The following is a 13,855-nucleotide window of genomic DNA, read 5'->3' on the forward strand; positions in this document are numbered from 1 at the left end:
TGTTTGGATATTACAAACAATGATGGACAAAGTCGCTTGTTTATCCGCCCGATCTGGCGCCTGTAAAGTGTCTTTATGTTCACCGGGCTGATTTTGCCCCATTACAAAGGTACAAACATGACAACACGCGAAGCGGTTTTTCCCTTTGGACGGCAGGTGCTCTATGAGCGCAATCGCTATTCACCCGCCATCAAATCTAACGGCTTCCTGTTTGTTTCGGGGCAGGTTGGCAGCCGGGAGGATGGTTCGCCTGAAGAGGATCTCAACGCGCAGATCCGGCTGGCATTCGATAACCTTAACGCTGTTCTTACGGCTGCGGGCTGCACGTTCGGTGACGTAGTTGACGTTACCCTCTTTGTCGTCAATCCCGAGTCAAACCTCGACGCTATCTGGAGTATCCTGCCAGAATATTGGGGGGAAGCGCCTTACCCGACGTTGACCGGGATCGGCGTGACGTGGCTATACGGATTCCAGTTTGAGATTAAGGTGATTGCCAGGCTGCCCTAAGCGTTACGGGTCTTTCCGCCGGTCGACAGATAAGACAGAGGAAAATTGATGAAAGCAGCGGTTTATGACGTGGAAGGCGCTCCCGGCGTCCTGCAGTATGTCGACGTCCCGGATCCGGTTGCCGGGCCTGACGACGTTCTGATTTCTGTTGAGGCTGTCTCGATTGAAGGGGGAGATCTGATCAACCGGCGCTCAACGCCGCCGCCTCTTCCTTCATGGATCGTCGGCTACGCGGCCGCAGGGACAGTTGTTGCCGTCGGGTCGAAAGTCCGTAGCCGAAAGGTTGGGGACAGAGTGACTGCTTTTAGTATGCAGGGGTCGCACGCAGAACGTTGGGCTGTGCCTGCGGAGCGCGCCTGGCTTATTCCGGATGGAGTGGATGCAGCAGAAGCTGCGGTGGTACCGATCTCTTTTGGAACCGCGCATCACTGCCTTTTCACACGAGGGATGCTCCGGCATGGAGAAACCGTCCTGATTCAGGCGGCGGCGGGGGGCGTGGGGCTCGCGGCCGTTCAGCTTGCCTCACAAGCAGGCGCGACGGTCATCGGCGTGGCAAGCGGAACGCAGCGAATAAGCCGGTTGCTGGAACTTGGTGCCGATCATGTCGTGGATCGTGCAAAGAATAACGTCTTGGACAGTGTCCGAGAGTACACCCGTGGTGCCGGTGTTGACCTCGTCATCGATCCGGTTGGGACGACGTTGCCGGCTTCGCTTTCTGCACTCGCTCCGGAAGGGCGTCTCGTCTTCGTCGGTAATGCGGGCGGCGGAAGCCTGACTGTCGACCTGTGGCCGCCAATGCAGTCTAACCAGACGCTCATGGGGGTATTTATGGGGCCTCTTTTTGAAAGACCCGGCGTTCGGACAAGCGTGGACGACATGTTGCAGGCTGTGGCAGCTAGGCGCATCAGGGTTGTTATTGACCGCATCTTCCCCCTGGCTAACGCCGCCGAGGCCCATGAATACGCTGAGACAGCGAAACCGCTTGGCCGCATCGTTATGAAGCCATGAGAGGGGGAATCCCACCTGGCCCCAAAATTCTCCCGATGCGGAGTAGAAAAGCAAAAAGCCTGCTTCAAAAGCAGGCTTTTCAAATTTGGCTCCTCTGACTGGACTCGAACCAGTGACATACGGATTAACAGTCCGCCGTTCTACCGACTGAACTACAGAGGAATCGTGTGAACGAGGCGCATAGTAGCGACCTCGTTACGCCTTGTCAAAGGGTGAAAACGCACTTTTCGTTCGTTTGCCGACAATTTCAGCAAATCGCTGATTTTATAGTAAATTCGCGTTGAAACTACACAGCAGAATGCGCCGCCCGCAGGCGGCGCGCAGGATCAGAACAGTACGGAGTAGTTCAGACCAAAGGTACGTCCACGGCCTTTATAGGTATACAGGCCCGGTGCACCGTAGGTTGGGCTATACAGCCCCGGCGCGCGCTGGCCCCAGGCGGTGGTGTAGTCTTTGTCCAGCAGGTTTTCCACGCTGAAGCTGACCTTACCCACCGGCAGGGCGTAGCTGCCCAGGAAGTCGACCGTGTTATAGCCATCGATCTTCTTGCCGTCGGAATCTGACACGTCAAAGGTCTGCGTGCTCTGCACGCGCAGGGTCCAGTCGCCCGGCGCCCAGTTGACCCATGCGCTGGCTTTCGACGGGCTGGCGCTGTCGACCGTCAGCTTCTCCCATTTGCCGTTTTCGCGGGTTTCAGACTTGATGGCGTTAAAGTTCGCGCCGGTGCTCCAGTCGCTGTCGGTGAAGAAATAGTCCACCTGGCCTTCCACCCCGTAGATACGACGCTTGTCGTCTTCCAGGTTGATGGTCATATCCGTCTTGTTGATGGTGATGGTTTTATCCGAGAGCGAGTAATACGCCGCGACCTGCGTGCGCAGGTTATCGCCGGTGTAGCGCCAGCCCAGCTCATAAGCGTTAACCTTGATACCGTCCAGCGTCGAGTCGTTCACGTTCACGCTGTTGAGCAGGCGATAGTGACCGTCGACGAGCTGATAGGTACCCGAGCCGTAGTATTTCGCCAGGTCCGGAATTTCGAAGCCCTGGGAGAAGTTAAACCACACCTGCTGCTGTTCGGTCAGGCGACCGAGGATCCCGGCGTTGAACAGGAAGTTGTTGTAATCGGTTTTCCCGCCCGGCACCGCGTCCGCGGAGGTGGCTTTTCCGGTGGCGATGGCCTGCTGCTGGGCGTAACCGACAAAGTCGTCCACCTTGTTTTCGGTGTACTGATAACGCACGCCGCCGCTCAGGGTGATGGCGTCAATGTCGTAGCTGGCCTGCAGGAACGGGGCGAGGTTGGTGATGCTATAGCCCGGGTAACGGCCCACGTTGTAGGCGTTGTCCAGCTCCATGCCGCCGCTCGCCGCGGCCTTGCTCAGGTTAAAGAACTGCTGGTTGGCATCAAAGGTTTCGTGGTCGGCATCGACACCCCAGGTCAGCGTTAAATCGTCCACCGGCTTGCTGTTCAGCGTCAGCTTGCCGCCGTAAAAATCGGTTTTCTGCTGGGACGCGCCGATGCTGCTCACCACGCCTTTGGTCAGGGTCGGGAACGGATAATAGGTCAGGCTCTCGTCGCGATAGTAAATCTGCGCGACCAGATCCTGGCCCCAGAAGTCGGTATTGGAGTACTGCAGGTTAATCAGATGGCGCTCGGTACCCGGTACGCGGTCAGAGTCAAGATTACCTTTGTTGTAGGCGGTCGCATCCCCCGTTACCGCCGAGAAGTTCTTCCCGAGGTACAGCCCGTGCTTGCCGTCGGACTCGCTCTTGTAGTACTGCGTCGTCAGCTGCAGCTGCTGATGATCGTCAATGTTGATGGTGCCCGTGCCCATCACATCAATACGGTCGGAATACTGGAGGCCGGTCTGGGTGTTATCGATAATCACCTCGTCGCCGTTGCCGTCATACCAGCCGCCGTAGCGCTGATACGACACCGACAGACGACCGGAGGCGTTATCGTTGCCGCCGCTTACGGCTGCCGACACGTTCTCATCGTGATCGTTGTGGCTGTTAAATCCGCTCTTTGTCCCGGTCTGGAACTCAACTTCGGTTTCCGGCTGGCCTTTTTTGGTGACGATGTTCACCAGGCCGCCGGTGCTGCCGCCGCCGTAGAGCGAGGTGGCGCCGGAGATCACTTCGATACGGTCAATGTTGAACGGATCGATAGAGTCCAGCTGGCGGCTGTCGCTGCGGGACGAGTTCAGGCGAACGCCGTCCACCATCACCATCATAGAGCGGCCGCGCAGGTTCATGCCGTAGTTGGTACGCCCCTGGCTGCTGACGTCCATGCCCGGGATCAGCTGCGCCAGCACCTCTTTAATCTCTTTCCCGCCCTGAACCTGCTGCTCAATTTCAGCCCGCTCAATGACCCAGGTGGTCTGCGCCATCTCCGCCACGCTGCGGTGCGCGCGGCTGGCGGAGACAACGATATTTTCTTCCTTTTGTTCTTCCGCCCACGCAGAGGTAGAAAGCATTGCAAGCAAGCAAGGATTTAAAACCCAAAGATGAGAACGTTTCATTGTTATGTTGATCCTGATTGTGTGTGTCAGTACTCGGTGGTTTTTGCTAACGATTTAAAAACCGGGCTGCTGTCCGGGCTGGCGGTGGTGCGCCAGTGGATGACGCCGGGTGTGGAGGCCAGCTCAAACGGCTCGTCGGCGTGCGCGCGATTCAAGATCCGCGCCGCGCGCCAGGCCATCAGGCTGAGCTGGGGTTCGGCAATGCCGAGACGGTGCATCCCGGCATTCACGGCGAACAGGCGGTTGCTCTGCGGGCCGTCCCATTCGAGGGTGAAATCGTTGTTGATGCAGAAGGCTTCGTCCGTATCCAGTTTCAGTCGGTGAGACAGCGGCGCGAGGAACGCGGGCTGAACGGCGCGGTAGCCGGTGGCGAAGATCACCACGTCGCTCTCCAGCTGCTCGCGGCCGCCGTCGAGGTGATGCTGAATGCTCAGACGATGTCCGTTTTCCAGGCGCGTCAGGGACGTCACCGAGCGGGACGGCAGGAGATGCGCCCAGGGTTTTTCACGCAGCACTTCGAAGCGGTGGTACATAGCGCGGTAAATCGCCAGCAGGGACTCGGTGGTGATACCGTCGGACGTCATCTTCTGCTCGTGCAGCATCTGACGACGGGCCTCTTCACCGAGGGTGGAGAAGCTGTCCACGTACTCGGGCGTGAAATACTCGTTGGCAAAGGCGGCTTCATCCAGCGCGTTGTAGTTATTGCGGCGCGATACCCAGTTCAGGCTCAGCGGCTGGCCCCATTCGCCGCGGAAGATATTCAGGAACAGGTCGGCCCCGCTCTGGCCGCCGCCGACGACGGTGACGCGCTTGCCCGCGAGATCCGGCGTGCGCAGCATCATCTCGCTGGCGTGGAAGCAGGTATCGTCCTGCACGGTGACGCAGTCAGGCAGGTTGATCTGTTTGCCAATTCCCACGCAGACGTGGCGCGCCAGGAAGCGGTCGCGCTGGGTCACTACCTCAAACAGGCCGCTTTTCTCATCAAAGCTCACCTGCTGTACCTGCTGGCTGAAGGCGAGGTTGGTGAGGTTTTCCGCCGCCCAGCACAGGTAGTCCGCAAACTCCTCGCGGGAGACGGTGCGCTGCTCGGTGGTCAGGAAGCGGTAGAACTTTTTGCGCTGCACCAGGTAGTTCAGGAAGCTGTGGCGGTTGGTCGGCTCCACGGCGCTGACCAGGTCTTTCAGGAAGCTGGTCTGCATGTGGCAGTCCGGCACCATCATCCCCGGGTGCCAGGAAAAGTGCGGTTTACGCTCAAGGAACAGCGAGCTAAAGCCGTCCAGCCCTTCGGCCAGAGCGGCGATGCTGAGGTTAAACGGGCCAATACCAATGCCGATGAAATCATAGGTTTTCATTGCGCTGACTCCCGGGAGGCGAGAAAAAGAGGGTTATCAAGGTCGGTAACGTAGTTCGGCAGCATGCGGCTGCCGCCGTCGTGTTCGGAGAAGGTCAGTTTGACCGGGTTGAGGATCACGCGAATAATCTGCGGCTTGAACAGGTCGAACGTCGCGAAGCGCTCCGCAAGCTCCGGGTGCGCGGCCATATAGCGGTGTAATACCTGCGCCAGGATCTGGTAGAAACGGGTTTCGCTCACGCCGCATTGCAGGGTGAGGCGCGAGATAAAGCGCAGCACCGTCACAAAGTTGCCGGTTTGCAGGTCGTGAATGATGTAATCCGCGCTGAGGCGCGCCGTAACGGCCTTCACCTCATCCGGCAGGCTCTGGGCCTGCGGGAAATCCTCATCCACCAGGCGCATATCGCCCTGGAAATCTTTCAGCAGAATGCGCTGCGGAATAGAGTCCTTCATCACCAGCGTCACGTTCTGGCCGTGGGCGATCAGCGCTACGCCGTAGCGGCAGAGCAGGTGATAGAACGGGATCACCGTTGCCTCAAACAGCTTTTCCAGCCACGCGTCGGCGCTTAACCCCGAGCGCTTAATCCACGCGTCGATCAGCGGGCGACCGGCGTTATCGGTTTCCATCAGCGCCGCCATCAGCACCGCCTGTTCACCGTCTTCTAAATAACAGGACGGATTCTCGCGCCAGATCACCCCCAGCATCTCCTGATAGCGGTAGGGCGCTTTCGGCAACGCGGCGTAGCCCGGATGCGACAGATATCCGGCGGCGGGTTCGCCCAGCACCTGCGCGCCAGAGCGGATCAGCGTGGCGTCGGTGGCAAACTGCTGCTGTAGCCAGCGCGAGGCCAGCGGCCCGGCGGCAATGTACTTGCCTGGAATGCCGCGATAGCAGGAGGTGTTGTAGATGGTCAGCGGCAGCTTGATGTCGTACGGTGCGCGACGGCTGGCGTTGGTGAGCGTGCGCAGGGACTGCTGCGCAAGATACTCATCGCCAAATTCGCCTAGCTCAACCATCTCTCCGCGCGCCAGCTGCGCAAGGAAATGAATGGCGATCTTCTGCTGCCACTGCCACGGGTGCAGCGGCACCGGCAGCCAGCCGTCGTCAAGACCCAGCGCCTGCCAGCGGGCGTCAAAGCGGGCGCGTTCGGCGTTGTCCATGGCGCTGTCCAGCAAAGTGTGAATGTCGCAATCGGCGTCGCTGCTCCAGACCAGATGCTCCCGCTGAACGGCAACCCAGTGCAGACGAAAACGTCCGCGGTATTCCGGCGCGTACTGACGCAGCGCGTCCAGCCCCCAGCCGCGGCGGCCCTTGTTGAAAATAAACTTCGGGTGACCGCTCATCAGACACTGCAGTTCGTCCGGGTCGAGGTGGATCAGCGCGTCCGCGTCCAGCGCTTCACGCGCCTGCAGCAGCTGCATGTCGCCGCGCAGCGTGGCGTAGAGATCTTCCATGTGCTCTGCCGTTTGCGCGTCGCTCATCTCCAGCACCGTTGCCAGCTGCAGCAGCGCGCTTTCCGCTTCGACGGCTTCTCCGCTGGCGGCGATCAGGCTGTCCGGGTCGATATGCAGCCAGCCCCAGATCCCGCGCGGGGCGCGAAACTGCCAGGACTCGGTGCCCATGGCGATTTGCCAGCGGTCCGACGACACCGGCTCAGCGCGCAGGGTGCGTTCGTATTCCAGCTCGGCGAGGATTTTCGCCACCATCTCGCGGTTCACTTTCTGCCAGAGCGCGTTCACAGTTCCACCTCGCTGAAGAAGCGGTGACGCTCGCTCATGATGAGGCGCGAGCGCTTGTGCGGGAAGTCGAACTCTTTCATCGTCTCAAAACCGGCGGATGCCAGATGGCGGAACAGGCGCTGGTTGTCGAAGCGCGGCTCGGCGACAATGCGCGCGGTGCGCGGTTCATCGAGATACAGATAGTGGCTCAGACCGCGCAGCCAGCTGCGGATGTACTGCGCGCCGCGCCAGTTCTCTTCACCCACCAGCATGTGCAGGCCGCGGTCAAACGGCTGCCAGCGGTAGTGGCGGCCAATGCGGTCTTCAGCCGCCCAGTAGAGCTCAAAATAGCCGAACGGCTGGTCGTCGAAGCAGCCGATAACCGGGTAGCAGTAGGTCGAGTCAAGCTGACGACGCAGGTAGCTTTCCTGCTCGGCCTGCGGGCCCGCCATCTCCCAGAAGGCGTTCACGCGCGGGTTGTTCATCCATTGGGTAAAGCGTTCGCCGTCCAGCGCCACGTCGGCCACGCGGAAGCTCAGGGTGCGCTTAATTTGCGGATCGTAACGACGGTACACTTCGCCCTGCGGGCGGTGAGGACGCAGCGGGAAGTACAGCTGACGGCTCTCGTCAAACTGCATCCCGCCGCTGGCCCGTGATTGTTCGCCTTTCAGCCACAGCGGCAGCTGCCAGAAGGTTTCGCGTGCCAGATAGTCCCCGTTGGCCAGGCTAAACAGCGCCTGCGCCTGGGGTTCATCCTGCCAGGTCGCCCAGGGCAGGGTAATGCCGGTCAGCGCGGGTGCGGCAACAAACAGCTGATCCAGGGCTTCGACCAGCCAGCCGTCCGGGATCCCATTCAGATGCTCCAGCACCGCGCTGCCGTCGAGACCCAACGTCAGCGGCAGCGCGCGATCCGTTGCGGTGCAGCGAAAGCCATAGCCGGAATGGACGATATTCGCGATTGCCATTACGCCTTCTCCTTGTAAAACGGGTTGCTAAAGTCGAAATAGATCACCGCCGGATCGGCGATGGTGTTTTCATTGCGATCGTGCAGGTAGCAGAAGAAGTTGCCTTTGCAGTTCCAGGTCGGGCTGTCGAGCACGTAGTCGAGGCAGCGGGTCTGCTTTGCCGTGCGGCGCAGTTCCGTCAGCGCGTCGCGCACCCGGGACATCAGGCTCTCCTCGCTGTCAAAACCTGCGGCGGCGAGGGCGGCGGTGACGGCAAGGGTAGAGTTCAGCAGCAGGTAATAAGGGAAGTAGCGCAGCAGCTGGCTCTCACCGAAGCGGTTTTCCACCTCCGTTTCGCCTGCCTCTTGCAGCCACGCGTCGGCTCCTTCGGTCCACGCGCTGCCCTGGCAGTCGCGGTAGATCAGCCCGACGGGGAAATCCTGCTGCATCTCAACGAGGATATTTTGCTGGTGCGCCAGCAGGACCAGACCGTAGTCCGCCTCGGCGCTGAACAGCGGAAGTAATACGCGGTCGCAATAGGCGTCCAGCCAGCAGCGGGCGGCCTGGGCGAGCGGTAATTCCAGACGCTGGCTCAGACGGCGCACCGCGGAGGCCAGCAGGCTATCACCGCCGTCCGGCGCGGCCTGGGTCAGGCTCACCAGCACGTTGGTCTGGGTCTCTGGCGTATCGAACAATAGGTTGACGCGCAGGGCCATCAGGCTCTCTTCCTGGATACCGCCGCTTTCGTCACGCAGCCCCGCCCAGCCGTCTTCCTGCATCACGCGCATGGTCGGGTAGCGAGCCTGTAAATCTTGCCAGCGTTCCGTTTTCGCCAGGCGCGCCAGGCGCATTCCGCGCTTAACCTCTTTGACCGACAGCGTGCGCACGGAGTTGGTCAGGCGCACGCTGAGGGAGAACTTAATCATGTCGCTGTTGGTTTCGCTGTACAGCGAGCGTGACGAGCTGGTGGGCAGCCACTGCGCGCCCGCTTCACCCAGGTCCTGCAATGAACCGTTTTCCGCCAGACGCTGGCACCACTCCTGCTCCAGCAGATAGTCGGCCTGCCACGGATGCATCGGCAACAGCCAGCGGGTGTCGGTGAAGTGGCCGAGCAGCTCGGGCGCGCTCTGGGCCGCGAAGCGCAGCAGACGCTCGCGCAGGGAGACGTTCAGGCTTTCGCCAGCAACGAGCGTGCTCTCAACGGCAAACCAGCGCAGCGGGAAGCGGGAGGCGAAATCGGGCAGATAGCGACGCGCCTCGGTTTCGTTGAACGGCTCGTGCGACTTCGGTGCAGGGTGAAACGCGTGGCCGACCAGCAGCGCCTGTTCCGCGTCGGCAAACGTCAGCGGCTTATCGCGCAGGGTTGCCCAGCTGTGGCGTAAATCAATCGCCTGCCAGGTGTGCGCATGGCTTTCGAGAACGCGCTGCTTAAAACGCGCCAGCGTATCGGCATCCAGCGAGTTTTTTACTGACGGTTTTTCAAGAATTAAATCAACCAGTTGATCAAATGTGACGGCGTCACCGTCATCACTGTTGCTTTGAATAAGCGTTGCCGGGAAACGGTACTGATGATGCTGGGTGGGAGAGAAATAGCGTACCGGAACCCGAAGCGCCTGGGTTTGTGACAGCGGAATATGAATGTCCGGTAACGCATCCGCAGCGGTAGCGGGGAGATAGCGCCAGTCCTTCGTTTCGCGCAACAGGGCGTTTAAAAAACACTGGGCTGCAACGTCTGTACCGGCTGAGCGGGGCAGAGCACGCATAGATGTACCTCATTCCATGATTGATAATAATTCTCGTTATGATATTCATTCTGTTTACAGTCGCAACCATTTTTGCAATATTTGTTTTCATAAACTTCATGATTTCCACACATTTATTGACACTATGTTCACATTCTCATGCGCACAGACTCTGAAATACTGACCGAAAACGTCACCGCAAAAGCCAACTGGCCCCTGGCGCTATGTGCCGGTTTATTAGGTATCGGGCAAAACGGACTGCTGGTGATGCTCCCGCAGCTGGTGAGCCTTACCGGGCTGTCGCTCTCGGTCTGGGCCGGACTGCTGATGTTCGGATCCATGCTCTTTTTACCCGCATCGCCCTGGTGGGGACGCCAGAGCGAGCGGCGGGGGTGTAAGGCCGTGATGGTGGCCTCGCTGAGCGGCTATCTGGCCAGTTTCGTCGTCATGGCGCTGGTGGTCTGGGCAATGTCGGCCGGAAGGCTGGATAGCGTCTGGGGACTGGCGGGGCTTGTTCTCTCACGTCTGATCTACGGGCTGACGGTCTCGGGGCTGGTGCCTGCGGCACAGACGTGGGCTATTCAGCGTGGGGGGCTGGAGAAGAGAATGGCGGCGCTGGCGACGATAAGCTCGGGCCTCAGCTGCGGGCGTTTGCTCGGCCCGCCGCTGGCGGCGCTGATGCTGAGCGTCAATCCGGTGGCGCCGCTCTGGCTGATGGCGGTCGCGCCGTTTATCGCCCTGCTGCTGGTGCTTCGCGAAGTCGCAGACCCGCCGCTGCCGCCGGTGGCGCACCAGGCGACCCGCCTGCAGGCCTCCATGCTGCCGTTCCTGCTGCTGGCGCTGCTGCTGGCGGCGCTGGTAAGCCTGATGCAGCTCGGCCTGTCACCGCATCTTAGCCCCCTGCTGGAGGGCAATGCCCGGGACATCAGCCACCATGTTGCGCTTCTGCTGAGCCTGGCCGCGCTGGCCACGCTCGCGGCGCAGTTCCTGGTCGTCCGCCCGCAGCATTTCACCCCGGTGACGTTGCTCTGCATCGCGGCGGTGTTAATAGTGGCCGGGCTTGGGCTGATGTCCGTCGCGGGTTTAACGCTGTTCTACGTGGGGATTGTTATCACTTCACTCGGGGCGGCGATGGCCACGCCGGGCTATCAGCTGCTGCTGAACGACAGGCTGACCACCGGGAAAGGAGCGGGCGTCATCGCCACCAGCCACACGTTAGGCTACGGCGTCAGCGCGCTGCTGGTGCCCGTGGTGACGCGCTTTTACGGTGAGCAATCTTTAACGGTGGCCGCGTGGGGAATGGCGCTGCTGTTTTTAGCGTTGAGCATAGGGGTACGGTCAACCGAGCGTCCCCCTGCTGAAAAACCTTAATGGATCTGGCGGGAGGAATGGTCGCCAGACTCCTCATTTTGCCGCAGACGCTGCAGGGGATCCTGCTGATAAAACTGGCAGAAACGCTGCCACAGCGCCGGGAAGCGGGGCGCGAAGAGCTCGGGCGCGCTGAAGAAATACTCCGAGAGTACCGCAAAGCACTCGGCCGGGTCGGTTGCCGCGTAGGCGTCAATGCTGGCCGCGCTTTCGCCGACCAGGTCTATTTCATCCTGGATGTTATCCATCGCCGCGTGCAGATCGTGCTCCCAGCCCGCCACTTCGCGAAGCGGGATCAGCGGGACTCCGCTGGCGCGATCGCCGTTGCGGGTATCGAGCTTGTGCGCCACTTCATGAATAATCAGATTAAAACCGGACGCATCGAACGAGTCCTGAATGTCGAGCCAGTTCAGGATAATCGGCCCTTGCTGCCAGCTTTGTCCGGACTGCACCACGCGCTGGTTGTGCACCAGCCCGATATCGTCCTGCCATTCGTCATCCACCACGAACGGCGCGGGATAGATAAGCACCTCGTGGAAACCGTCCAGCCACTCAATGCCGAGCTCAAGCACCGGCAGACAGAATAGCAGGGCGATGCGCGCGTTTTTCAGGGGATCGAGTTCGAAACCCTGCAGTGGAACCAGGCGTTTTTGCTGTAAAAAACGATCCGCCAGCTGAACCAGTTTAGCTTGTTCATCCGGCTTCAGATTAGCCAGAACAGGGATCGTCAGCGCGTCATCCCATGGCAGCGCCATATCCCGGCCAGCCTCATTCGTTTTCCAGGGCCACTTTATCATCGCTTTGCTCGCAAACTCGTCACTAGAACAAAAATGGGAAAGTCAGGTTCGGTTAAGATGCCAGAAAATCGCTCGCTGCGACAATTCCAGCCTGAATAAACTATCATTCGTACGTAGCGGTGGGTAGCGGTTTGCGGGCATCACCTTCATTTTGTGAAGTCTGTCGTAGCCTTAACCCACAGGTTCAGTGAAGAAATCAGTACGGTATTTAAAAAATGAGCGATTTCAAAGGTAACAAGCAGGACCTGCCCAGCCGAGCGTGCGTGCACTGCCAGCGGCCTATGACGTGGCGCAAGAAATGGGCGAAATGCTGGGATGAGGTTAAATATTGTTCTGAGCGCTGTCGCAGGAGCCACCGTTGACCGAACTGCGCCTGATCCTGGGCGATCAGCTTAATCCGCACCACGGCTGGTTTGATGACTGCAATCCGAATGTCATTTACGTGATGCTGGAGTTGCGGGCGGAAACCGCGTACGTGCTTCATCACGCCCAGAAAGTGATCGCCATCTTCGCGGCCATGCGCGCGTTTGCCTCTGCGTTAAAGGAAAAGGGGCATCGGGTGAGGTATGTCCGGCTCTCTGACAGCTCAAACCGCGGCGCGCTGGAAGACAATCTCAACGCGCTTGTCGCGCACTACGGCGCGGACAGGGTGGTGTGGCAGGAGCCCGACGAATGGCGTCTTGATGCGCAGCTGCAGGCGTGGGCGAAAACCGCCTCCGTCGAAACGGCCTGCGTCAGCAGCGAGCATTTCTTCACCACCCGTGAACAGGTGAGCGCGTTCTTTGCGACGCGTAAAAGCTGGCGAATGGAGTACTTTTACCGGGAAATGCGTCGTCAGCACGGGATACTGTTGACCTCAGAAGGCGAGCCGGAAGGGGGGAAATGGAATTTTGATGCCGAAAACCGCAGGCGCTGGTCCGGCGAGCCGCCCGCGCCGGGGGACTCGCGTCCCCGCCACGATAATTCAGCCCTATGGGCGGAGATCCAACGCTGCGGCGTAAACACCTTCGGTGAACCGCAGGCCGGGAATTTTCGCTGGCCGCTCAACCGTGCGGAAGCCAAAGCCGGGCTGGATGACTTTATCACTCACGTGCTCCCGCAGTTTGGCGCCTGGCAGGACGCGATGCACGCGGAGGAGCCTTTTCTTTTCCACTCGTTAATTTCATTCGCGCTGAACACCAAAATGCTTAATCCGCGGGAAGTGGTGGCTGCTGCCCAGCAGGCATGGCGTTCGGGCCATGCGCCGCTGCCTGCCGTTGAGGGGTTTATCCGACAAATTCTCGGCTGGCGGGAGTACGTGCGTGGGATTTACTGGTCGCAGATGCCGGGCTATCGGGAGCTGAATGCCTTAGACCAGCACGCCCCGCTGCCGGACTGGTTCTGGACGGGCAAGACGCAGATGCGCTGCCTGGCGCATGCCGTTGGCCAGTCGCTCACCGAGGCTTACGCCCACCATATCCAGCGCCTGATGGTCATCGGGAACTTTAGCCTGCTCGGCGGCCTGTCGCCGCAGGCTGTTCATGAATGGTATCTGGGGGTCTATATTGATGCCTTTGAATGGGTGGAGCTGCCCAATACCCTCGGCATGAGCCAGTTTGGCGATGGCGGGCTGCTGGCCAGTAAACCCTACGTCTCGAGCGCCTCATATATTCATAAGATGAGCAATTACTGTCAGGGGTGCCGGTATCAGCACAACCAGCGTACCGGAGAGCTGGCGTGCCCCTTCAATGCCCTTTACTGGGATTTCTTTGCCCGCAATCAGGCGCGTCTGGGTAACAATCCCCGCCTGGGCATCGTCTTTAAACAGCTTGCGGACATGAAGGAAGAGGAGCGGCAGGCCATTGCCGATCGCGCCGGGTATGTCCGCCTGCATCTCAACGACCTCTGACGTATTTCAACACCG

General features: G+C 59.9%; 11 protein-coding genes and 1 tRNA gene. 5 read left to right on the forward strand and 7 right to left on the reverse strand.

Translation table 11 applies throughout. The annotated features are described in order from the left end of the window. The first annotated feature begins 117 nt into the window (after nt 1-117). Both V4835_RS08980 and V4835_RS08985 read left to right on the forward strand, forming a co-directional pair. A complete protein-coding gene (locus V4835_RS08980; RefSeq protein ID WP_331411973.1) occupies nt 118-507 on the forward strand; it encodes a RidA family protein in 390 nt (129 codons plus the stop codon). 48 nt (nt 508-555) lie between these two features. Next, complete coding sequence (locus V4835_RS08985) at nt 556-1,515, forward strand: quinone oxidoreductase family protein (protein ID WP_331411974.1); 960 nt, start codon at nt 556-558, stop codon at nt 1,513-1,515. Nucleotides 1,516-1,601: 86 nt separating this feature from the next. Here the strand turns inward: V4835_RS08985 and V4835_RS08990 are convergent. The 6 genes from V4835_RS08990 to V4835_RS09015 all read right to left on the reverse strand — a co-directional run bounded on the left by V4835_RS08990 (nt 1,602) and on the right by V4835_RS09015 (nt 9,808). Beyond that, a tRNA-Asn gene (locus V4835_RS08990) sits at nt 1,602-1,677 on the reverse strand. 164 nt (nt 1,678-1,841) lie between these two features. Next, nucleotides 1,842-4,031: a TonB-dependent siderophore receptor gene (locus V4835_RS08995; RefSeq protein ID WP_331411975.1), complete on the reverse strand. Its 2,190-nt coding sequence runs from the start codon at nt 4,029-4,031 to the stop codon at nt 1,842-1,844. 26 nt (nt 4,032-4,057) lie between these two features. Beyond that, nucleotides 4,058-5,383: a lysine N(6)-hydroxylase/L-ornithine N(5)-oxygenase family protein gene (locus tag V4835_RS09000; RefSeq protein WP_331411976.1), complete on the reverse strand. Its 1,326-nt coding sequence runs from the start codon at nt 5,381-5,383 to the stop codon at nt 4,058-4,060. Next, the gene (gene iucC, locus V4835_RS09005; protein ID WP_331411977.1) at nt 5,380-7,122 is read right to left on the reverse strand and encodes an aerobactin synthase IucC; all 1,743 of its coding nucleotides are present in this window, start codon (nt 7,120-7,122) and stop codon (nt 5,380-5,382) included. Before iucC ends, V4835_RS09000 begins: the two co-directional genes overlap by 4 nt. After that, nucleotides 7,119-8,066 (reverse strand): GNAT family N-acetyltransferase, encoded by a 948-nt coding sequence (locus tag V4835_RS09010; RefSeq protein WP_331411978.1) that lies wholly within the window; start codon nt 8,064-8,066, stop codon nt 7,119-7,121. The genes iucC and V4835_RS09010 overlap by 4 nt, the downstream gene beginning before the upstream one ends. Next, a complete protein-coding gene (locus V4835_RS09015) occupies nt 8,066-9,808 on the reverse strand; it encodes an IucA/IucC family protein (protein ID WP_331411979.1) in 1,743 nt (580 codons plus the stop codon). Before V4835_RS09015 ends, V4835_RS09010 begins: the two co-directional genes overlap by 1 nt. Nucleotides 9,809-9,946: 138 nt before the next feature. Between V4835_RS09015 and V4835_RS09020 the strand changes: the two genes are divergently transcribed. Next, nucleotides 9,947-11,158 carry an MFS transporter gene (locus V4835_RS09020; protein ID WP_331411980.1) on the forward strand — a complete coding sequence of 404 codons (1,212 nt, stop codon included), beginning with the start codon at nt 9,947-9,949 and terminating at the stop codon, nt 11,156-11,158. On the opposite strand, the gene mtfA is transcribed toward V4835_RS09020, so the two are convergent. Then, nucleotides 11,155-11,952, reverse strand: coding sequence for a DgsA anti-repressor MtfA (gene mtfA, locus V4835_RS09025; RefSeq protein WP_331411981.1), 798 nt, complete (start codon nt 11,950-11,952; stop codon nt 11,155-11,157). The two genes, V4835_RS09020 and mtfA, sit on opposite strands and share 4 nt — an antisense overlap. Nucleotides 11,953-12,167: 215 nt before the next feature. On the opposite strand from mtfA, the gene V4835_RS09030 reads away from it, so the two are divergent. Further along, nucleotides 12,168-12,314 carry a DUF2256 domain-containing protein gene (locus V4835_RS09030; protein ID WP_074147234.1) on the forward strand — a complete coding sequence of 49 codons (147 nt, stop codon included), beginning with the start codon at nt 12,168-12,170 and terminating at the stop codon, nt 12,312-12,314. After that, complete coding sequence (locus V4835_RS09035; protein WP_331411982.1) at nt 12,311-13,840, forward strand: cryptochrome/photolyase family protein; 1,530 nt, start codon at nt 12,311-12,313, stop codon at nt 13,838-13,840. Before V4835_RS09030 ends, V4835_RS09035 begins: the two co-directional genes overlap by 4 nt. Nucleotides 13,841-13,855 lie beyond the last annotated feature (15 nt).

The sequence above is a fragment of the Enterobacter cloacae complex sp. CARB60 genome, assembly GCF_036487345.1.
Lineage (GTDB): Bacteria > Pseudomonadota > Gammaproteobacteria > Enterobacterales > Enterobacteriaceae > Enterobacter > Enterobacter asburiae_D.

Bases quoted from the DNA above. Each gene is read 5' to 3' on its own strand.
- V4835_RS08980 (WP_331411973.1), top strand. From the start codon at position 118: ATGACAACACGCGAAGCGGTTTTTCCCTTTGGACGGCAGGTGCTCTAT.
- V4835_RS08985 (WP_331411974.1), top strand. From the start codon at position 556: ATGAAAGCAGCGGTTTATGACGTGGAAGGCGCTCCCGGCGTCCTGCAG.
- V4835_RS08995 (WP_331411975.1), bottom strand. From the start codon at position 4,031: ATGAAACGTTCTCATCTTTGGGTTTTAAATCCTTGCTTGCTTGCAATG.
- V4835_RS09000 (WP_331411976.1), bottom strand. From the start codon at position 5,383: ATGAAAACCTATGATTTCATCGGCATTGGTATTGGCCCGTTTAACCTC.
- V4835_RS09010 (WP_331411978.1), bottom strand. From the start codon at position 8,066: ATGGCAATCGCGAATATCGTCCATTCCGGCTATGGCTTTCGCTGCACC.
- V4835_RS09015 (WP_331411979.1), bottom strand. From the start codon at position 9,808: ATGCGTGCTCTGCCCCGCTCAGCCGGTACAGACGTTGCAGCCCAGTGT.
- V4835_RS09020 (WP_331411980.1), top strand. From the start codon at position 9,947: ATGCGCACAGACTCTGAAATACTGACCGAAAACGTCACCGCAAAAGCC.
- mtfA (WP_331411981.1), bottom strand. From the start codon at position 11,952: ATGATAAAGTGGCCCTGGAAAACGAATGAGGCTGGCCGGGATATGGCG.
- V4835_RS09030 (WP_074147234.1), top strand. From the start codon at position 12,168: ATGAGCGATTTCAAAGGTAACAAGCAGGACCTGCCCAGCCGAGCGTGC.